16 protein-coding genes are annotated in these 20,412 nt (G+C 52.7%); 5 read left to right on the forward strand and 11 right to left on the reverse strand.

All coding sequences use genetic code 11. The features are described 5' to 3' along the window. Positions 1-164: 164 nt before the first annotated feature. From KH389_RS17510 to KH389_RS17555, 9 genes are all read right to left on the reverse strand, one after another. The gene (locus KH389_RS17510; protein WP_213605920.1) at positions 165-1,148 is read right to left on the reverse strand and encodes a c-type cytochrome; all 984 of its coding nucleotides are present in this window, start codon (positions 1,146-1,148) and stop codon (positions 165-167) included. Then, on the reverse strand, positions 1,145-1,810 hold the full coding sequence (locus tag KH389_RS17515; protein ID WP_244988649.1) for a c-type cytochrome: 666 nt from the start codon (positions 1,808-1,810) through the stop codon (positions 1,145-1,147). The genes KH389_RS17510 and KH389_RS17515 overlap by 4 nt, the downstream gene beginning before the upstream one ends. 909 nt (positions 1,811-2,719) lie before the next feature. Beyond that, on the reverse strand, positions 2,720-4,681 hold the full coding sequence (locus tag KH389_RS17525) for a sigma-54-dependent Fis family transcriptional regulator (protein WP_213605921.1): 1,962 nt from the start codon (positions 4,679-4,681) through the stop codon (positions 2,720-2,722). 521 nt (positions 4,682-5,202) lie between these two features. Then, positions 5,203-5,949: a TSUP family transporter gene (locus tag KH389_RS17530; RefSeq protein WP_213605922.1), complete on the reverse strand. Its 747-nt coding sequence runs from the start codon at positions 5,947-5,949 to the stop codon at positions 5,203-5,205. Positions 5,950-6,063: 114 nt separating this feature from the next. After that, positions 6,064-7,401, reverse strand: coding sequence for an MFS transporter (locus tag KH389_RS17535; protein ID WP_213605923.1), 1,338 nt, complete (start codon positions 7,399-7,401; stop codon positions 6,064-6,066). Positions 7,402-7,540: 139 nt separating this feature from the next. Beyond that, positions 7,541-7,846, reverse strand: a complete 306-nt coding sequence (locus KH389_RS17540) for a Rieske 2Fe-2S domain-containing protein (RefSeq protein ID WP_213605924.1) — start codon at positions 7,844-7,846, stop codon at positions 7,541-7,543. Between the two features lie 14 nt (positions 7,847-7,860). Beyond that, positions 7,861-8,910: a 2Fe-2S iron-sulfur cluster binding domain-containing protein gene (locus KH389_RS17545; protein WP_213605925.1), complete on the reverse strand. Its 1,050-nt coding sequence runs from the start codon at positions 8,908-8,910 to the stop codon at positions 7,861-7,863. Between the two features lie 13 nt (positions 8,911-8,923). Beyond that, the gene (locus tag KH389_RS17550; protein ID WP_213605926.1) at positions 8,924-9,382 is read right to left on the reverse strand and encodes an aromatic-ring-hydroxylating dioxygenase subunit beta; all 459 of its coding nucleotides are present in this window, start codon (positions 9,380-9,382) and stop codon (positions 8,924-8,926) included. Positions 9,383-9,429: 47 nt separating this feature from the next. Next, positions 9,430-10,650: an aromatic ring-hydroxylating oxygenase subunit alpha gene (locus KH389_RS17555; RefSeq protein WP_213605927.1), complete on the reverse strand. Its 1,221-nt coding sequence runs from the start codon at positions 10,648-10,650 to the stop codon at positions 9,430-9,432. 377 nt (positions 10,651-11,027) lie between these two features. Here KH389_RS17555 and aldA point away from each other — a divergent pair, with 377 nt between their 5' ends. Continuing rightward, complete coding sequence (gene aldA / locus KH389_RS17560; protein WP_213605928.1) at positions 11,028-12,461, forward strand: aldehyde dehydrogenase; 1,434 nt, start codon at positions 11,028-11,030, stop codon at positions 12,459-12,461. Positions 12,462-12,924: 463 nt separating this feature from the next. Further along, the gene (gene lldD / locus KH389_RS17565) at positions 12,925-14,094 is read left to right on the forward strand and encodes an FMN-dependent L-lactate dehydrogenase LldD (RefSeq protein WP_213605929.1); all 1,170 of its coding nucleotides are present in this window, start codon (positions 12,925-12,927) and stop codon (positions 14,092-14,094) included. Positions 14,095-14,321: 227 nt separating this feature from the next. Here lldD and KH389_RS17570 read toward each other — a convergent pair whose 3' ends face one another. Together KH389_RS17570 and KH389_RS17575 are read right to left on the reverse strand one after the other, a co-directional pair. After that, a complete protein-coding gene (locus KH389_RS17570) occupies positions 14,322-15,515 on the reverse strand; it encodes an OprD family porin (RefSeq protein WP_274611466.1) in 1,194 nt (397 codons plus the stop codon). 312 nt (positions 15,516-15,827) lie between these two features. After that, a complete protein-coding gene (locus KH389_RS17575) occupies positions 15,828-16,817 on the reverse strand; it encodes a YeiH family protein (RefSeq protein ID WP_213605931.1) in 990 nt (329 codons plus the stop codon). A gap of 96 nt (positions 16,818-16,913) precedes the next feature. On the opposite strand from KH389_RS17575, the gene KH389_RS17580 reads away from it, so the two are divergent. From KH389_RS17580 to KH389_RS17590, 3 genes are all read left to right on the forward strand, one after another. After that, complete coding sequence (locus tag KH389_RS17580) at positions 16,914-17,804, forward strand: LysR substrate-binding domain-containing protein (RefSeq protein ID WP_213605932.1); 891 nt, start codon at positions 16,914-16,916, stop codon at positions 17,802-17,804. A 737-nt stretch (positions 17,805-18,541) separates the two neighbouring features. After that, positions 18,542-19,843: a sulfite dehydrogenase gene (gene soxC / locus KH389_RS17585; protein ID WP_213605933.1), complete on the forward strand. Its 1,302-nt coding sequence runs from the start codon at positions 18,542-18,544 to the stop codon at positions 19,841-19,843. Next, positions 19,830-20,396 (forward strand): c-type cytochrome, encoded by a 567-nt coding sequence (locus KH389_RS17590; protein WP_213605934.1) that lies wholly within the window; start codon positions 19,830-19,832, stop codon positions 20,394-20,396. Before soxC ends, KH389_RS17590 begins: the two co-directional genes overlap by 14 nt. Positions 20,397-20,412: the final 16 nt, after the last annotated feature.

The raw sequence follows: 20,412 nt of genomic DNA on the forward strand, positions 1-20,412 counted from the left end.
CCGCTGAGTTTGGCCATACCAGGCCGCAAGCTCCTCAGAAGTGATGCGCTAGGGTAATACAACAGCGGCGCTGCGACCTGTCTAAGCTGCGCTGATTTAAATTGTTGGCTAGCAGGGTACGCGAGGCCGTGCTGAGCACGGCTCCGCAGGTCAAACCGAGACACCTAGTTCATACCCTGCCCTAGCAGCACACCATTGACAGACTCGCCATACAAATTCACGCCGTCACCCTCATGATATTTCTTGCGGGTCTTTTCAACGGAACCTTCGATGAGACGTGGATCCTGGGGACGCTCATGGCTATTGACGTATGCAGCTACATGCCAGGCATCGTCATCAGTTAGCGAGTCGCCCTTACCCAACGGCATGTTTTGCTTGATAAAACCGGCAGCAGTATTGATACGGTGCATCCCCGCGCCCCAGTTGTAAGAGTCCTTACCCCAGAGCGGGGGAAATATGAATGTACCTGCGGATTTTTGGCCCTGTCCCTCTCCGCCATGGCAGATGGAACATTGTTCAGTATAGATTTTTTTTCCTTTAACCAAGTCGAATCCCTTCGCGGGCGCAGGGATCACCGGATACAAGCGCCCAGGAATGTCCTCGCCCAAAGGAGCCTTTGTCGCAAGCCAATATGCATATGTTCCCAGCGCTTTCATTACATGGCTATCGCTGGAAGGTGCCTTTCCATTCATGCTGTACTCGAAGCAACCCTGCATACGTTCAGTAAACGTATTGACTTTATTATTTTTTTTTCGATAGGCAGGATACATACCGTACGCAGCCCAAAGAGGGGCAGACCCAGACTTGCGACCTTGGTCGAGGTGGCAATTACTGCAATTGAGGCCATTGCCTACAAACTCCGGAGCGTTCTTCTGGGTATTCACAAAAATATCCCGCCCTTCCCTAACCAGCACTCCGAATGCATTGTCTGGCAACTCCGCCTCTTGCGGCGGAATGAAAGCTGAAGAACTGGACTGCATGGCCTGCTCGATCGATTCCACTGAGTTTTTGTGCGCGGACTCAACGTCGGGAGGTACAACAGAGTCTTTGGATGCGGTAGCCATGTCGCGCTCTTCGTAGAAGGTCTTTGCAGCCAAAAGCGGAACAGCTATCGCGGCACTGAGAAGGATTTTAGCTAGAAATTTCATTGTTTAGCCTCCGCGCTCAGACTTGCGAAATAGGCCGACAAGTCCTTTATTTCGGAATCACTCAGCGAGCGAGCTATGTGGCCCATTAGGTCATTTGGATCATTTTTACGCGTACCACTTCGCCAAGCATCTAGCTGTGTTGCAATGTAAGAGCCAGGCTGGCCAACGAGCGGAGGGAAACTATCCCCCACGCCGCTGGTACCCATCCCATGACAAGCCACGCACGATGGAATATTCCGACTCCAGTCTCCTTGCTTCACTAGCTTTTCGGCAGCGTTGGCATTACTTCTAGTCGGATCTGAATCAACACCCGGAACAGCAATATTTAATGAACCCAAATAGTCGGCAACTGCCCGAGTCTCGCTATCTGTGAGTGCCGATGCGATGGGTTGCATGACAGCGTTGACCCGTTTCCCTGATCGAAAGTCATCAAGCTGTTTAATTAGATAGCCCTGCGGGAGCCCAGCCAGACGGGGAAATCCAGCGCTCTCGGTGCCCATTCCGTTGGCGCTATGACATGTGGTACACGCCATGGCTGCTGGAGATTCGCCCCCGTTAACGTAGATTTTCTGCCCTTGGAGCTCCGCATGTGCGGCGCAGGAAATCATAAAGGCAAAGGCGCTAATACTGGTTTTGAGAATAACTCTCGTTGCCACATTCAAGGTTTTGAACTCCTTTTCTTGTTAACTTCGCCACGGTTGGGAGAGCGTACGAGCTTGCGAAAATCGCACCCTAAACTATTTAGGGATATCCTTATACCTTAGGATGATAAAGTCAATTGTATTCTATCAACTAGTAGAGTTGGCGTTAGACGAGGCGATCGAGTTATCCCAGGACGAAGGAGAACACCGCATCGAGATCCCTTTCGGAGAGTAAAAACTTACCGTGAAGTGGCCATCCTAAGATCCTGATGGGTGCACTCGATAATACGTGATGTGATCCGTCCAGCATCTGTTGGCCCGCTTTACGCAATACCTCAAGTCCCTCTGCCAACCTGCCTTCTTTGAGCACAGGAAGTCGCCATCAAAGGTAGAAATCACAAACACGCCGAAACCGGCTGCGCTCGACGGGCGAACGACAGACCGAAAAATACCAGCTTCATCAAACGCGAAGGGACCAACGAATTGCACGAAACTCCAGTCGCGATCGATTTTGACCCACTCAGACATTCGGGCCTGATGGCAAACAATGGTCAGCTAATCGGCGGAGCGCGCGATGTTTACGTAGCCCTCAAGGGCTGTAAAGGATCAATACACTGCTGCGACAAGGCGGCGTGTCCGCCCTTACCGAACAAACGGATATGCCTGGCGACTTCGCGAGCGTCAGCAACCTCGGTCCCTGCGAAAAACTGAACTGGAACGGGCCGAAGCTTCACTCCATCACCAGCGTGTTGAGAAATGACGAGCCGGAGGCTCTGCTGTGCATCAATAGGAATTTTACGTGCTGGAAATGACACGGGAAGCGCTGAACAGTTTCTTCGAGTTCAGCCACTTGCTTCCGCAACTGACGCACTGTTCCGGGATGACTGGCAAGAGTGAATCAATCCACCAGCTTTATAGTGTCAGCGGCCGTTAGAGATGGCGCGCCGGACCAATCTTTTCCAACCTCCGGTATATTGTTTTGCGACTGATCCCTAGAAGCCTGGCAGCCTCAGACACGTTACCCTTTGTTGACGCCAAGGCTCGTCTTATGGCCGAAATTTCCAGATCAGCGAGATTACCGGCTTCAGGCATAAGCACCCTACAATTGTTGAGATTTTCCGACTGTATCGCATCGTTACCACCATGATAGATATCGCTCAAAAATTCGTCAGGCAGGTGTTCGACTTCTAATACGTTTCCCGGGCGAGCCAACGCAAGCGCAGTCCGAATTACCATTTGCATTTGGCGAATGTTTCCTGGCCATTCGGCACGTTCAAACATGTCAACCACTTCAGAAGAGAAGATTATCTCGCGTCCCCCCGCTTCCTTCTGGGCAACTAAAAGAGCCAACTGAACCCGATCTGTGCGCTCACGTAGAGGGGGCAATAAGATACGGAAACCATTCAGCCGATAGTACAGATCTTCGCGAAACCGTCCTGCTTGTATTTCTTGACGCAGGTCGCGATGAGTAGCGCATATTAGAGAAAAGTCGACGGCGATAGCTTTGTCTCCTCCCAAGCGGTCAACCTTTCTTTCTTGCAAAACTCGCAGTAAACGCCCTTGCAGTTGAAGTTGCATATCCCCAATTTCGTCCAGGAAAAGCGTGCCCCCATTCGCTTGGAGAACTTTTCCGATACTGCCTCGACGTTTAGCACCAGTAAAAGCTCCCTCTTCATAACCAAATAGCTCGGACTCAATGAGCCCCTCGGGAATTGCTGCGCAATTGACCGCTATAAACGGGCCCTGTCTGCGCGGTCCGCTATTGTGGAAGGCGCGAGTAAATATCTCTTTGCCCACCCCCGATTCGCCTTCGATAATCAAAGGTAAATCCAGTCCGATTATTTTTTGAGCTTTCTCGATCACCCGGTGCACTTGAGGGTCACCGGTATCCAAATCGCGCAATGTGAAGTCTGCAATGTCTTTGCGTTGAACATGCGCGTTGTCAGTATTTGGATGAGCCTCGATCGTCTCGCGTGGTAAATTAAACGCTGAGCCACTGACATTAGAGGAGCCTCTATTGAGGACGATGTACACCTCTCGACCGTCCAACAGCGGGAGACTGAGCGGCTTGCTAAGATGCTGAGTTGCGCTTATAAACAATTCAGCCAGTGGCAAGTCGAAAATGTCATTGAAACCAAGCGCAGTGGAGCTATGTCGCTCCAGCCCTAAATATTTCCTGGCAGCAGCGTTGGTAGCGATTAATTTTTCTTGTTTATCGAAAGCGACAATGCATTGTTTAATGGTTTCGATATTGCCTAATTCGGGATGGAAGATTAGGACGATTTTATCAGTCATTTCTCCGAGCAGCATGCGGTTTTCGACTAGTGTAGCCGTAGTTCTAATAAAACCTAAAGTATGTAGCTGAGTCAGTTTACTTTTAGTGACGACCGCTAGAGTGCCTACAACTTTACCTCGATGATCCAGCAGAGGAGCAGCGCAAGTGGAATAGGATTGAAGCCACGTGATGTGATGCTCTGCAGGCCTTACAAACATACTCGTCTGCTCGATGAGGCTAACACCTATTGCATTCGTGCCTATTGCTTCCTCGCTCCAACAGCTTCCTGGTTGAAAAATTGGTTGGCCCGAGGGGTCGGTCAAGTTTGCGTCCGTTCTACTAAACAATATCGTGCCATCCAACCCCGTAACAGCCACGGCAGACGCTGTACCTTCGACCAGCTCAAAGGTATTTTCAACTGTTGCGACAGCATAATTCAGCAACGTCTGCGCCCTTTTTGTGGCGGTCGCCAGCGCTGCAGGGGAAAGAGATTTCAGAGGCGTGGTCTCGGTTGGAGCGCTTACACGATCTTGACAGCGGCGTTGGGACGCGACAATTGCGCGGTCGCGCCCAGCATTTTCCGAACATACATCAAGGTTGAGCACTTCTACCTCCATTGCCACTTCTGGGAGATCTTATTGTGGTGAATCCATACTAGGCGGTCTCAAATAGCAAGTCGAGCACCTCGGATAGGGGGTTGCGACGCAGAAGAATAATGGTCAATTGAGTACAGAGAAGCGGGTCACGCTGATGCTCAAGCGTCGTCAAGGTACCGTCTCAGGACCATCACTGGCGTCTTGAGTCCGCCCCTCAGAGTCGGGACCTGCAGCGTAAGCTGATTGCAGCCGTAAAGAAGTTGACACGCAGAAATGCCAAGCCAGAGAGCATCGGCCATCCAGCACGCCGTCGACGCGAGCTATGTGCTGGCTCGGAGCTGTTGCAGGTGGTGATGCAGATGCTCACCAAGGGCTGCCCCCCGGCAGATCGTCATGAAGGTTAATTGGCCTGACAACCCGGAGTGGCACGTAAGCCACGTGACAATTACCCAAACGACCTCCCCCACCTCGCGGCGAACTGGCGTCTTCCTTTGAATAGATTTCGCCACGTCGAGGATGCCGAAAGACGCTTTCGGAGTTCGTTATAAAAGTGCCGTTGCGGCGATAATAACCCCCATGCCAGTGAGCAGAAAAAAGGCGATTCGGCGAACCAGGGCATCTGATACAGAAGGGGGATACAGCGCAAAGAAAACGGACGCTGCGACAACCACAGGGACAGATAGCGTGGAAAGATATACTGCTTCTCGGGAGACCTCACCCTGCAGGCCGACAATTGCCAGGCGAAATGCCGACATGACGCCGAAGATTGCCAGTAAAGTTGCCCTCACGTCGCATACTGTTAAGGGTTGACGATAGAAGAGATAAACAACCGGTGGACCAGGTATGCTGTAAAGGCCACCAAAAATCCCACCAAAAATACCGATTAGACCAAATTGATGGTACGGAGAGAGCGTAGATCGTGGTGTCGGTCGGATGACCATCGTAACGCCAGCAGCGATTATCAAGAGGCCCAATAGCATTTGCAAGGCTAAAAAATAATCGTCGCCGAGATTCTGAAGTAGCCATACTCCGCCAATTGTTCCAGGCACGATGCCTATCAGGGTTACTGTCAATAGCTTGGCATTGATCGCTCCCCAACTATTTCGTAGGGCAAGCACAACGTTGGTAACCATCAGCACATTAATCACCAGCGCGGCTGTCTGAAGCGAACTCAAATCCAGTGCTATTACTCCCCCCAGTGCAAAGATACCCAGAGCAAACCCGGTCAGCGCTTGAAGATAACTGGCCAGTGCAATGATGAAGAGAAAGGCTACAAGGGAGTCTGTCATATGGAGAGGCCCTAAGTTTCATTGTCGACTCCGATTAATGCGGAGCGCCATCGCCGGAAAAGAGCTTTCGGCCCTCCTTGCACAGAGGCCGAAAGCTTTGATCAAAGCCGGAACTTAGGATTGACTTGCAAAGCGGTTCGTCTCGGCCGCCTGGGCAAATCTTCTTTCAACTGCCGATTTGGAAGACACGCAGAATGCGGACCATAGCCCAAGGCAAGCAGTCACGGCGATTAATGCCGAAATTGGCCAAGTGCCGTAATCCTCCAGAACTGCTGTTGCAAACATTGGGACTAACCCACCAATAATCGTGCCGGCCTGACTACCCAAAGAGATCCCCGTGTATCGCAATTTTTCCGGGAACAGCTCACAGAAGAATGCTGGCATCGCGCCCCACATTGCCCATAAAGGAAATGAAAGCATTACCATAGCGAGCCACAACCATTTAGTCTCCGCCAAGTCGGCCACCCAGAAGAAAGGAAAAGCCATCACCGCCAGTAGCGTGAACCCACAAAAGAACACGAAACGTCGGCCAAGTTTATCCGAGAGTTTACCCGCGCCTAGAATGGCTAATGAAAGTATTGTATTGACGACAACCACCCCCAAAAGTAGATCGGAGCGATCCACCTTCAAAACATTTGTTCCGTAGTAGATCAGGAAGACCCAAACAGTATAAAAAGGCACCGTGATCGATCCAAGATAAATCGCGGCCGTGTGATAAATTTCTTTATAGTGATCTCGAAGCACGTCTTTTAAAGGAAACTTTGCGATTTCCCCTGATTCTCGTAGCTTCTTGAAGGCGGGAGTTTCTGTGACCTTTAGACGGATATATAGCCCCGAGACGAGCATCACAATACTGATCAGGAACGGTACGCGCCACCCCCATGCAATAAACTCTTCCTGGGGTAGCATATAAGAGCAGATAAAAAGCACTGTTGTAGCCAGCGCAAGACCTATCGTTGCCCCGGATTGTACAATACTTCCAAAAAACCCTCGGCGTTTGTCTGGTGCGTACTCTACTGCCATAAGCACGGCCCCGCCCCACTCTCCACCCAGAGCAATACCCTGGAAGAACCTGCACGCGGTGAGAAGGATGGGCGCCAGGATCCCGGCCGTCTCGTAGGTGGGCAACAGGCCAATGCCGAAAGTCGCGGCTCCCATAATGCTAAGAGACGTTATAAGCATTGTCTTCCGGCCGATCCTGTCTCCAAAATGGCCGAAAATGACTCCCCCCAGAGGTCGTGCTACAAATCCGACTGCCAGCGTCGCAAAGGCAGCGATCGTCCCTGTAGTAGCCGAGAAGGCAGGGAAGAACAATGGACCGAATACTAGCGCGGCGACAAAGCCGTATAGGAAGAAATCATACCATTCCATAATGGTACCGATCATGCTGGCCACGGCTACTCGTGTGGGCGTCACCGCGGAGGGGGTGCCGTTTTCTATTGTATTTGCCATGATTTGTCTCTCCATAATTAAAGCTATTGCTTTAATTTTTTTGTTTTTGTAAGAATGCAGAGGGAGGTCGACGTAAGTTTAAGCTGCGGCTTGACTGCTTTTCTCATCTCCATCGGCTTGCGGCGTGGGCTGCCCGCTTTCAATTATGGATATATATCTGCCCCTCGTCCACTTCAACGCTATAGGTCTCCAGTGACTCTTCCGCGAGACCTATAGGCTCGCCCGTCTCCACTTTCCATTGCCATAAGTGCTGGTGGCAAGTCAGTACTTCGCCATCAAATAGACCTTCCTCCAAGCAAACTTCTTGATGAGGGCAGAAGCTTTGGCATGCGTAGAAGCTCTCGTTTGAGTTAAGAATCAATACCCTTTTTGAGTCATCCAAATCGAAGACCTTCATACCATCCTTCGGAACCTGGTCTACTTGGCAAACCAATTTACGTGTCATTTTGAATACTCACTTCAACTGAATTTGTCGTACGCAATAAGCTTAGGATCCAACTTCGCCGTTATTACAAGTTGTCGAATAGATGCTTCTACGGATGGTGCAGGTCCGGCTAGATAAACCTGCACGTTCTTGTACTTTCCTTCCATATGTTTAGCGGCAATTTCGTGAATCATTCCGAAGTCGAATGAGAGTGATGGGTATTGCGCCTTATCCTCGTCCGTCGCGGCAACCGCAGAAAGGCCAATGACGATCTCCAGCCCTTTATCGGAAGCCAGCTTGAAAGCGGACAACTCCTCAAGAAAAAAAGCATCCTGCATAGTGCGTACACCAAAGAAGACGTAGCCTTTGTATTGTTCAAAATAGCCCTCTTGGGTGGCTCGGGCCAGGATTGACATGATGCCGGCTATGCCGCTGCCGCCTGCAATGCAAAGAATATTTTTTTTCAAGCCAGGGCTGAATATTGCGCGTCCAAGCGGTGCAACGACTTGCACTGTCCTACCGACGGGATTTTCCGAAAAAAGTGCGTTGGTCAGCTTTCCTTCCGGCGTTTTCTTCGTAAGAAAAGTTAGCTTTCTAGTCGATCGATCAAAATCGACCATGGAGTAAGCCCGATAGCCGTCCACGCCAGAAAAGCTAATCAACGCGAATTGCCCCGAATTGAACTCGCAAACTTCGGAAAGCTCCACTTCCCACAGCGCGACGTCACTGACCAACGTGCGCCAGCTGGTTACGACGCCGTTTAGCCGTCTCGGGAGGATTGTCCCAGGATCTGTACGGTAAACAAAATCTGGTACTAAGATTTCGAACTCGCCGTCGGCCAGTGCAGAGCACTGGCAAAGAAGAACCTCTCCGGCATCGGCATTCAACTTGGCCTTTCCCGGCGCATTGGCCCAATTATCCGTTACGTTACCGGAGATCAGCTTGGCTTTGCATGTGCCGCATGTGCCGGTGGCACATGCGTATGGCAGATCTAAACCCTCACTGAGCCCAGCTAAAAGAAGGCTTGTACGGTCTTCTGTTTGAAGCTCGTAGGCTCTGCTTTTAGTGTGTATTTTGAGGTTCATCGCTAGAGTTCCTTCAAAAAGGTACGTGGTAGCCCTTGCCCAGCATTCGGGTCTGAAGCCGCACTTCTCGATCGACGAGTAGCGGGCCTTCTGACGTAACGCGGACCTTGTCGCGATACTCTCCAATTGCCACCAATGAGGTTTCACCGCCGCTGTGCTCAGTACGGAACACTTGCAGCGTAGAGCGGATGTCATGTGTATTGTCTTGAGCGGACGAGACAGTACACATACTGAAATGGCGCGTAAGAGGTGTGCTATCCAAGTTCTGCTTTGGCAGTAGATTTATCATTGCTGCCATCCCTTCTTTGTCTTTCTCAAGCCAAACCATCTCTTTTTTTATTTCAGGGCTGTAAACCGCAATGCGATAATTGAAATCAGCGGCACATAACGCCAAATAACCATCGTAGTCAGCGCGATCCAGACAGACACAAAGTTGTGCAATAAGTTCGCGAATTGATTTTTCGAATTCCATGTGAGCGGGTTCCTTATCAGAAATTTTTTGCATGATCAAAGCCCTTCCTACTTCTCTGAGGCGAATGGGTTGGATGCACTTCTTCCCAGTCGACGTCCCCACTCTTCATAGAAGTGACGCATACCCACTTCGTCGTGAATTTTGTTATTTTCCACGCGGGCGTGCAGGATCATAGGGGCTTCCGAAGGATTAGCGAGGGCACGACCCTGCCCTACAATACCCATCATGTCTTCCGGTAGATTGCGACCAAAGGGTCCCCAGACCGAATTGTGATGGCGTATACGAGCTGCCCGCTCCTCTGGCGTGTCGCTTTTCAACCCGAGCCCCCTGTATTCGATGCATAATTTATTAGGACCCAGGGGAATTACCGTATCAATCCTCATGGCGGGAGAGCGGATGTTGTAAGTAATACCTGGAAAAAGATCTACGAGAGCCCATCGATTTGGGCCTAAACCAGGCCAGCCAAGCGACTGTTTCTCGTGCCCTTTCATCGCATCATATTTAAGGAGCATATCTGTAACTTGGGCATGGCCGCCCTTGAACGTACGGAATTCGCGATCGAAGTAACCGGGTTGCAACATTCCTGTGACACGGTTGTGGTAATGAAGATAGTCGTGATATAGCTCGCTGTTGGTGTCGTGCCACATCTTGAAGTTTGCATCCACGATAGCTCGGTTGTAGTGGAACACCTCCAATGGTTCAGACAACATTTCAGCCAGTGGGTCGAGCGCGCCGTTCAGCGTTTCGGTTAGCGGCAGGGCGCTGTCGTCAATGTTGACCCATACGAAACCGCCGTAGGCAACCTCAGACTTAAACTCCCGGAGAGAGTAATCGCATTGCTTCACTCGATCTTGATAGCCATCCTTTTGTCGAGGAATGTCTACACAGTTCCCTTGAGCATCGAATGACCAAGCATGAAAGATGCAAGTAATACGTTTTGGCCCGCCTGCAGGAGACGCATTTCGAATCGATCCGGCAGCATCAAAGATTAATAAGTTGCCGCGGTGCGGGCAGATATTGTTGTACGCATGGATCCGATTATCCTCATCACGGAGGATAATGATATTGTGCCCGCCTGGATGTTGATATGTACGGTAGTCCAAAGGCTCAGGGAGTTCGCTTTCATGACAGGCGATTAGCCAGCACTTATCGAATATTTTCTCCTGCTCCTCACGAAAAATTGTTTCGTCCGTGTACACCCTTGGATCCACATATTGGTTTGATTCCAGGTCGGGTTTTTTAGTCCACTGATTGTGATCTCGTGACATGTCTCTCTCCTTTGTTTTTGTTGGAAGCCTTTACGACTGAGCAATGCCCATGCCAACTTGTATTTTTTCTGCACTTAACGCTTAACAAAGGAGTGAGCGCTGAGCTTTCATTTTTTAGCATCGTGCACATTGTCCCTATAAGACACATTCATGCGTCAAATTGTCCCAGCTGGGACAACAGAGGAAGACGCAGGAACTTGCCAATGATGAGATTTTTTCGACTTATGCTCTAAGCCCAGTGCTCCTAATCCGAACGCTACTCCATTCCGGCATGCGTATTGCTTTACATGAGTGGAGGCCATCACCGGTCAAGAGGATCGGTATACCGCCGGCAGAGTAAGTCCCCGCAACCCTGGACTGTTCACATTGGAGAGACAATGAGTAAGCAATATAAGAGCTTTATTAATGGTGCCTTCGTTGCGTCCTCGTTGGACGCGGTGATCGAGGTATTTAATCCGGCGACAGAGGAATTAATCGGTAGCGTGTCGAATTCAACGGCTCATGAGATCAACGCAGCAGTTGAGGCCGCACGAAATGCGCAACCCGCTTGGGAGAAACTGCCCGCTATTGAGCGGGCAGGTTACCTGCGCAAGATCTCGAATGCGATTCGTGAAAACGTTGATTATCTGGCTGAAATTATCGCCAGAGAACAGGGCAAGACAATGGACCTTGCCAAGGTCGAAGTAAACTTCACAGCAGACTACATCGATTACATGTCAGAATGGGCGCGCCGAATCGAAGGGGAAATTATAACCAGCGATCGGCCAAATGAAACTATATTGCTAATGCGAAAGCCGATTGGGGTGGTGGTTGGCATATTGCCTTGGAATTTCCCGTTCTTCCTTATTGCTCGAAAGATGGCACCGGCGTTGATCACCGGTAATACAATCGTGATTAAGCCGAGTGAAGAGACGCCGCTCAACGCTTTTGCGTTTGCCGAAATCGTCGCCGGCCTCGATCTTCCTCCGGGAGTATTTAACCTGGTCTTTGGCGACGGACGTTCTGGTGGGCAATTGGTAACTCATCCAAAGGTCGACATGGTTTCTTTTACCGGTAGCGTGGCCACTGGGAAACGCATTATGCAGGCAGCCTCTGTAAACCTGACAAGAGTCAATCTTGAACTGGGCGGTAAGGCGCCCGCTATTGTTCTGGCCGACGCCGATATCGATCTCGCCGTCAATGCTATTCATCAGTCGCGCGTCATAAACTCCGGTCAGGTGTGTAATTGTGCTGAGCGCGTTTACGTTGAGCGCGCCGTGCTGGAAGAGTTTGTCGATAAGATGGTCCATAAGATGCGAGGCACGAAGTTCGGCGACCCCTTGGCTGGGCAGCCCCTGGACATGGGTCCGCTGATTAGTCGAGCTCAATTGGAGAAGGTAAAGAGCGCTGTGGACATCGCTGTCGAGCAGGGTGCAGTGGTGGCGGTCGGCGGGAAGGTCGCAGATCTGGGCAAAGGATATCATTATGAGCCCACAGTGCTCGTGAACTGCACCCATGATATGGACATTATGCGGAACGAGACGTTCGGGCCGGTTCTGCCTATTCAAGCAGTCGACAATCTTGATGAAGCCATAAAATTTGCAAATGATTCAGAGTACGGCCTCACTTCTTCGATATTCACTCGCGACATCAATGCGGCAATGCAGGCATGCCGTGAATTGAAGTTTGGTGAAACGTACGTCAATCGGGAGCATTTCGAGGCGATGCAGGGCTTCCATGCAGGGCGGCGCAAGTCGGGTATCGGCGGAGCGGATGGCAAGCACGGGCTCTACGAGTACATGGAAACACATGTCGTCTATCTCCAGAGCTAGCAAAGACACATTCGTTTTGCGCAAAGAGCGATCCACGCGTAACAGAGCCCTGAATAATGCGGAGTTTCATATCCTTGACTCCGCTTTTTTATAATCGTGTTTTTTAAGGGTCGCCAATTGGGGAGCCGAATACTTATTCGGCTCCAGCGTGATCTGATGAACAAGCGGGCCCTTACTGTGTCACCCGTTCCTTTCTCTATAATCGCAACTATCGACGCTCTATACGCGCTCGCAGAACGGCGCGCCTCATGTCTTTTAACAACTATGTCGATTCGGGCTCTTTGATCGAATCGAATTATTTTGCGAGCCAAGCTGGTCATGGCAGTACGTACTGAAACCCTACCGGAATCATTGCGTACTTTGCATTAATCGCCTGATTGGGCAAAGCCAGACCGATAATGTTGCCTTCGTCATCTATGAGGGCGTCACGAGACTTGCCTCGCTTCAACCAGTGAGAACAACCATGATCATCTCTGCCTCCACGGATTACCGCGCTGTCGCCAAACGCAAGCTGCCGCCGTTCCTGTTCCACTATGTCGATGGCGGCGCCTACGCCGAATACACGCTTCGGCGCAACGTTGACGATCTGGCCAGCATCGCCTTGCGCCAGCGCGTGTTGCGTAATATGTCGGAACTGAGCCTCGAAACCGAATTGTTTGGCGAAACCCTTTCGATGCCGGTTGCCCTCGCACCGGTCGGGCTGACCGGCATGCTCGCCCGCCGGGGCGAAGTTCAGGCGGCCCGCGCTGCCGACAAGAAAGGCATCCCCTTCACCCTGTCCACCGTATCGGTCTGCCCAATCGAAGAAGTCGCCCCGGCGATCAAGCGGCCGATGTGGTTTCAGTTGTATGTACTGAAAGACCGCGGCTTCATGAAAAGCGCCTTGGAACGCGCCAAGGCTGCGGGCGTCACCACGCTCGTGTTTACCGTGGACATGCCAACGCCGGGGGCCCGATACCGCGATGCGCATTCCGGCATGAGCGGCCCGAACGCCAATATGCGCCGCATGGTACAGGCCATGACTCATCCGTTCTGGGCTTGGGACGTTGGCCTGCATGGCAAACCACATGATCTCGGCAACATCTCCACCTATCGAGGAAGCCCGACGGGGCTCGAGGACTACATCGGCTGGCTCGCTGCAAACTTCGATCCGTCGATCTCCTGGAAGGATCTGGAGTGGATTCGGGAGTTCTGGGACGGCCCGATGGTGATCAAGGGCATCCTCGACGCCGAAGATGCCCGTGACGCTGTAACCTTCGGTGCGGACGGCATCATCGTGTCCAACCACGGTGGCCGCCAGCTGGACGGCGTGCTCTCCAGCGCCCGCGCCATGCCGGCCATCTCGGATGCGGTCAAGGGCGACCTGAAAATCATGGCCGACTCCGGCATCCGCAATGGTCTCGACGTCGTGCGCATGATTGCCCTGGGCGCCGACATCGTCATGCTTGGCCGCGCCTTTGCCTACGCGCTTGCAGCGGCTGGCGAAGCAGGCGTAACCAACCTGCTCGACCTGATCGAAAAGGAAATGCGCGTAGCCATGGTGCTCACTGGCGCCAAGTCCATCAACGAAATCACCATCGACTCCCTTGTCGGCGAACTGGGGCGGCATCAGACCACCAAACACGTCGGATAAAAGTACGAGGAGAGACCTTTCTGCCCTCTGTGCACAGAGGGCGAAAGCCTTGATCAGAGCCGGATCTTGGGATTGACCTGCAAAGCGGCTTTTCTCAGCTGCCTGAGCGAATCCTCTTCAAACGGCCGATGCGGTTGGCTCAATTGAGCGCGGGGAATGCAATTAGCTTCGAGTAACGGTCAAGTAAACCAATTAACGAGGCGGTGATGCGCTGTTGCGTACCGACGCTACCAGAACGCCAGGGTGTAGCTGAGAATCAGTCGGGTTTCATCAAGGTCGCTGCCGAAGTTGCTTCGCACGGTGGCGTTGCGGACTTTCATACCCAGGTTCCTCAGCGGACCGCTCTGCACGACATAGCCGATGTCGGTGTTGCGCTCCCATTCTTTACCTTCACCAGCTGCCAGGTTGACGTTGTCGCCGGACACATAGCGCGTCATCAAACTCAGACCGGGCACGCCCATGGCTGCGAAGTCGTAGTCATAGCGGACCTGCCAGGAATTCTCGTCTTCGTTGCCGAAATCGTTGATCTGCACGAGGTTGATCAGCATGTTGTCGCCGCCGCTGACGTAGGCAAAGCCGGTGTCGCCGCTCATTTTCTGATAGCCGGCGCTAAAGCCATGCCCGCTGAGTCGGTAGGTGAAGATTGCACCGAAGGCGTTGTTGTCGACGTTACTGCCACCGTCATCGGTAGAACGCATGTAGCGCAGGTCGGACTTGAAGCTCTGATTGTCACCCAACGGCGTTACGTGCACGAGATTGAAACTGTGCTGTTTATAGATGCCGTCCAGGCCGCCGTAATAGTAGCTGCCGGTCAGTGCGGGCATGAACTGGTAGCGTGCGCCGGTAAAGAGGAAATCGTCACTAGTTGTCGCGCTGCCCAGCGTGATGTTTCGAGCGCCAGCATTGAAGACGGTCATTTCTTCGCTGTCCGACGAGTCACGATAGTTGATGCGGTTGAGCCTGCCGATGTCGAACGTCAGCCCGTCGAGCTCTTTGCTCTGTATCCAGGCGCCGCGATAGGTGTTGGGCAGCAGGCGGCCGTCGTTGCGCATCAGGACCGGCAGAACTGGCTGCAAGGTGCCGACGTGAAGCGTGGTATCAGACAGCCTTGCCTTGGCGGTCAGGCCAGAAGAGCCAAAATCGTCTTGGGCGCGATTGGGTGCTTGCCGGTCGCGTTGCAGGATTCCGGTGCCGGTCCGATCGGGACTGGAATCGAGTTTGACGCCCAGCAAGCCAACCGCATCCACACCGAAGCCGACCGTGCCTTCGGTGTAGCCAGACTCGATTTTCATGATGAAGCCCTGAGCCCACTCCGCGGCCTTGGACTGAGTAGCGCCGCTTTGTCGGAAATCGCGGTTCATGTAGAAGTTGCGAAGCTCGACGCTGGCCTTGCTATCATCGAGGAACGCGGCGGACACCATCGTCGAACCGCTTAGCGCGCTGGCGGCCAGACTGTTGAAGACGAAGAAACGGCGTAAAAGCTTCAGGTGCTTAGTCATCTCTTATTATTCTCTTGAGTGATGCAGTCGTTAGATCGGCCTCGCTCCAGCCGGTCCCGCTTTACCGCAGTTGCGATAACTCGATTGCTGCCGCTCAGCCCGCGGCAGCCTTGGGTATGCGACCCAGCAAATAGAACTCCTCGTCGGGCGGTATCCTCGACATCGACACCTGGCTTTTCGTAAAACCCAATAGCGGATGCATATCGGCGACCTGGCGATCATGGATGACGAGGGCTACAGGTGAAGCAAGCTGACCGCGAACAAGCCGCCGATCATAAGCATGACGAACAGACACAGCGCGAGTACGAAGGGCTTGATGCCCAGCGAGGCGAGTTTCTCCAAGCGTGTTTCATAGCCGAGGGCGGCCATCGCCATCGCCATCGCAACCTGACCGGACAGAACCAGCCCTTGATGCAGGCTTACCGGCAGCGTGACAAAGCTGTTGAAGATGACCATCGCCAGGAAGCCAAAGGCGAACCAAGGGATGACCAGACCGGTTTTGCTCGACTCGCTGGTCGTGCTGCGCCGCTGCCACCATTGGTCGACGATTAATAGGAAGGGGATCAATAGCATTACCCGCACCAGTTTGACGATCACTGCGTTTGTCAGCGCCGCCGGCCCGACCGCATCTCCAGCAGCCACAACCTGTGCCACCTCGTGAACGGTGGCACCGATGTAGATGCCGAATAAACCTTCATCCATGCCGGTCAACGGATAAAACAGTGGGTACGTCAGCATTGCCAGCGTACCGAACAGCACGACGGTCGCTACTGCCATCGAAGTGGCCGCGGGCCGCGAGCGGATGGTCGCCTCGGTGGCGAGGACGGCAGCCGCACCGCAGATTGCGCTGCCAGCGCATGTCAGCAGCGTAACATCGCGTTCCATTTTCAATATCCGCGTACCGAAGAAATAGCCGACCACCAGCACGCTGGTGATGACCGCTATATCAAGCACCAGGATTTTTGGACCGAGCGCGAATATCTGCTGGAGTGTCAACGAAAGACCAAACAGTACGATGCCGCCACGCAAGAGCCAGCGCATGGAGAACAGCAGTCCGGGCCGAACATTTGGCACGCTGCGAGTCATCGGCAGGTTGCCGGCAACCAACCCCAGCAATAACGCGAATACCAGCGGACTAAAGCCCCCGCCAGCCAACCCAGGCGCCTTTGTCAGTGCGTAACCGCCTGCCGTCAGCACCCCACATAAAGCCAGACCTTGCCACATTGGATGCTCCTTGTGCTTGCCAATGAGGTCAGGGTATGGGCAGATAACAAAAGCGGAAAACGGGTTATAACGATATAACTAAATGGAAAAACTGATATGCACCCGAGTGTGAGTTTTCGACAATTACAAGTCTTCGTCGTCGTGGCGAAAGGCGGCACGGTGGCAGCTGCGGCCAGAAATCTCAATCTGTCCCAGTCGGCAACGAGCCAGTCACTCTCGGATTTGGAACGACAGTTGGGGCAGGTACTGTTCGAGCGGCTGGGTCGCCGGCTGCAGCTCAACGATGTTGGTCGCCGCTTACTGCCACGGGCCGAGAGGCTGCTTGATGATCTGATTCAGTTCATCGAGGCCTCGCAGGAGCCGGAAGGCTCGCTGCAGGGTTCGCTGACCGTAGCGGCCAGCGCCACCATCGGTACTTACCTGATCCCATCATTGGTTTGCCGTTTCGGTGAACTGCACCCCGGCGCCGACATCCAGATGCGGCTTCGCAATACTGGCGAGGTGGTGGGAGAGGTGCTGCGCTTCGAGGCCGACCTCGGTCTGATTGAAGGTCAGTGCAGTGAACAGCGGTTGATTTCTGAAGTGTGGCGCAAGGATGCAATGGTAATCATCTGCGCGCCGAACCACCACCTGGCTGCCGCCGGATGTCTGAGCGACAAGGATCTGGGCGAGGAACAGTGGATTCTCCGAGAGTCTGGCTCTGGATCTCGTGCCGTGTTCGAGTCTGCGATTATGCATCACGCTGAGCGATTGCGGGTGCGCATGGAACTTAACCAGCACGAAGCCATCAAGCAAGCGGTGCTGGCTGGGTTTGGCCTGGGCTGCATGTCGCGTCTCAGCGTGGCCGGCGAGCTGGAGCGGGGCGAACTGATAGCGTTGTCCAGCGATCTCGAACTGACCAGAACATTCTCTTTGATCTGGCACCCGGATCGCTATCGCAGTCCACTGTGGCAAGCCTTCAAGGTGTTTCTACAGGAAGCGAATTAGTCCCAATGAAAGCCAGCCGACCACGCTATTGACGCCACCCAATGGAGTACAATTAAGTTGCAAACCTACCTTCTGAATGGTAGCTTTTGATAAAAGCAACAAGGGACCAAACTTCAAGGTTTGTTGACATTAACTGCTAGTGGCTAGCAGCAGCCGCCTCCCCAAGCTGGTACTCCTGGCGATGAAAAGTACTACATCCCGCCCCTCAGGAGCCTGGTTTGATGATTTCACCCTGTTTACCTCGCCATTGTGTCCGGAACGATTGCCTCAGGCGTTGGTTATGCAATCTGGTACGCGGCGATACGTTCGCTTTCATCGTTCCGAGCAGCAACCATCTAATTGAGTGTTCCTGTTCTAGCGTCTCTCGCTGGGGTGTTCATCCTGGGTGACACCTCACGCTTCGCTTAGCACTGGCATCGTTAGAAGTGTTAGCAGTGTTAGCAGTGTTAGCAGTGTTAGGAGGAATTGGATTGGGGCTTAGCGACAAGCTTGGCAAATGGCGCTAACTGATGTTTCGGCTCCCGGTCGCTACGGGTGGGCATTGCCCAGGGGCGGACGTCGGTTCTTCATCGATCCAGATGGAGTGGTCGTATGGCGGGGAAACGAATCGAATGATTTGTCCGTTCGGCACTTTGTAGGTTGATTTTCAGGCTTGCCATTGAAACACTGCATACCGACCGATCGGTACAGGATAAGGTGCCGATGGGCCGCCATACTTGTTGATCAGGAGAACAAAAATGAAGAACGACTCAACAGATGACAAAACCGGGATGGCCACAACCTTGGCTCGCCGAGACTTCCTCAACAAAACAGGGATGATTGTCGGCACAGCAGCACTCGGCTCAGCATTTGCACCCTTTGTGCGGGCTACAGAATCCTCTGTCAGCAGTTCAGTCGGAGGAGAGCAGCTCGAGGTACCGGTCTGGACAAAAACCTTAGGTGGCCCTACTGCGGTGCCTTACGGCAAACCTTCCAGGTTTGAGACCGATGCAGTACGCAACTTGTACCCTGGGCTGAAGGAGCCCATGTCGGCCTATAGCACTTCTCCACTACAGGAATTGGATGGAATCATCACGCCCAATGGTCTGTTCTACGAACGCAATCACGCTGGGGTTCCAGAGATCGACCCTGCGAATCACCAGCTGGTGATTCACGGACTGACTAAAGCAGCACTTGTATTTACAGTGGATGAAATAAGACAGTTTCCAGCCATCTCTCGCATTCACTTCATAGAATGCTCGGGAAATCCCTCTTTTTTACCACCATGGGGCAAAACTGCGGCTGAAGTAGCAGGCTTGGTCAGTTGTGCCGAATGGACTGGTGTGAGCTTGAAAACGCTGCTGGAAGAAGCAGGTCTCAAACCTGAGGCGAAATGGGTAATTGCCGAGGGTGCGGATGGTGCAGCCATGACTCGAAGTATACCGATCGAGAAATGTCTGGATGACGTAATGGTCGTATACAGCCAGAACGGTGAAAGGCTTCGTCCCGAGCAAGGGTACCCGATTCGCCTCTTGGTACCTGGTTATGAAGGCAATACCCACATCAAGTGGTTGCGGCGCTTACATGTAACCGATGCCCCTGCTTATAGCCGTGAAGAGACAGCCAAATATACCGACCTCATGGCAGATGGGCGTTCAAGGAAATTCTCATTTGTGATGGAGTGCAAGTCGCTCATTACCTCCCCTTCAGGTACGCATAAGCTCACACGCAAAGGTCTCCATGAAATGCGTGGCATCGCTTGGAGTGGAAATGGAAAAATTACGCGAGTGGATGTGTCCGTCGACGGCGGGCGTAACTGGTATGAAGCGAAGCTCCAAGAACCTGTGCTCAATAAATCTCTAACGGCATTCCGCGCCCCATTCGAATGGTTGGGAACAGAAATGGTCATTATGAGCCGCGCTATTGACGAGACAGGGTACGTTCAACCAAGCCTCGAACAGTTGAAGGAAGTGCGCGGAGAGCTTTCTTTCTACCACAATAATGCTACCCAGCCTTGGCGAATCAACTCCCATGGGGAGGTGACAAATGGCCGTTCATAAAATGATAGTCATGAAGCTGGGGGTAATAAGTATTTGTGTCGCTGCGAGCGTAGCGGCTGAGCAGAAGCATGGTTTGGGACATTCAGTGACGGAGGAACAAATCAAAAGTTGGAATATTGACGTTGCCCCCGATGGCAAGAACCTGCCCGCCGGTCAAGGCACAATCATGGAGGGAGAGAAAATTTATCAGGCATCCTGTCTTGCCTGTCATGGCGCCAACCTTGAAGGCGGCATGGGGCCAGCGCTAATGGGTGGGAAAGGCACCTTGACCTCTCAGAAACCGGTGAAAACCGTCGGCAGTTATTGGCCCTACGCAACAACACTATTCGACTACGTCAGGCGCGCTATGCCGTTCCAACAACCTCAATCGTTGAGCGATGATCAGGTGTACTCAGTGGTTGGTTATATTCTGAACAAAAACGAATTGATGGAAGCGAACACCACGGTAAATGCAGACACACTCACAAAGGTCAAAATGCCAAATCGCGACGCGTTCTACGTCGACGACAGGCCCGATGTCAAAGTGAGTCCTTGCTACAAGGATTGTCAATAATCCGGGAGCACACAGG

The sequence above is a fragment of the Pseudomonas qingdaonensis genome, assembly GCF_018398475.1.
Classification (GTDB): Bacteria; Pseudomonadota; Gammaproteobacteria; order Pseudomonadales; family Pseudomonadaceae; genus Aquipseudomonas; species Aquipseudomonas palmensis.

Excerpts from the sequence above, each read along its gene's own strand:
- KH389_RS17525 (WP_213605921.1), bottom strand. The coding sequence starts at position 4,681 with ATGGAGGTAGAAGTGCTCAACCTTGATGTATGTTCGGAAAATGCTGGG.
- KH389_RS17540 (WP_213605924.1), bottom strand. The coding sequence starts at position 7,846 with ATGACACGTAAATTGGTTTGCCAAGTAGACCAGGTTCCGAAGGATGGT.
- KH389_RS17575 (WP_213605931.1), bottom strand. The coding sequence starts at position 16,817 with ATGTGGCAAGGTCTGGCTTTATGTGGGGTGCTGACGGCAGGCGGTTAC.
- KH389_RS17530 (WP_213605922.1), bottom strand. The coding sequence starts at position 5,949 with ATGACAGACTCCCTTGTAGCCTTTCTCTTCATCATTGCACTGGCCAGT.
- KH389_RS17545 (WP_213605925.1), bottom strand. The coding sequence starts at position 8,910 with ATGAACCTCAAAATACACACTAAAAGCAGAGCCTACGAGCTTCAAACA.
- KH389_RS17570 (WP_274611466.1), bottom strand. The coding sequence starts at position 15,515 with ATGGTGTCCGCCGCGTTCCTCGATGATAGCAAGGCCAGCGTCGAGCTT.
- KH389_RS17580 (WP_213605932.1), top strand. The coding sequence starts at position 16,914 with ATGCACCCGAGTGTGAGTTTTCGACAATTACAAGTCTTCGTCGTCGTG.
- KH389_RS17510 (WP_213605920.1), bottom strand. The coding sequence starts at position 1,148 with ATGAAATTTCTAGCTAAAATCCTTCTCAGTGCCGCGATAGCTGTTCCG.
- lldD (WP_213605929.1), top strand. The coding sequence starts at position 12,925 with ATGATCATCTCTGCCTCCACGGATTACCGCGCTGTCGCCAAACGCAAG.
- KH389_RS17555 (WP_213605927.1), bottom strand. The coding sequence starts at position 10,650 with ATGTCACGAGATCACAATCAGTGGACTAAAAAACCCGACCTGGAATCA.
- KH389_RS17590 (WP_213605934.1), top strand. The coding sequence starts at position 19,830 with ATGGCCGTTCATAAAATGATAGTCATGAAGCTGGGGGTAATAAGTATT.
- soxC (WP_213605933.1), top strand. The coding sequence starts at position 18,542 with ATGAAGAACGACTCAACAGATGACAAAACCGGGATGGCCACAACCTTG.
- aldA (WP_213605928.1), top strand. The coding sequence starts at position 11,028 with ATGAGTAAGCAATATAAGAGCTTTATTAATGGTGCCTTCGTTGCGTCC.
- KH389_RS17535 (WP_213605923.1), bottom strand. The coding sequence starts at position 7,401 with ATGGCAAATACAATAGAAAACGGCACCCCCTCCGCGGTGACGCCCACA.
- KH389_RS17550 (WP_213605926.1), bottom strand. The coding sequence starts at position 9,382 with ATGGAATTCGAAAAATCAATTCGCGAACTTATTGCACAACTTTGTGTC.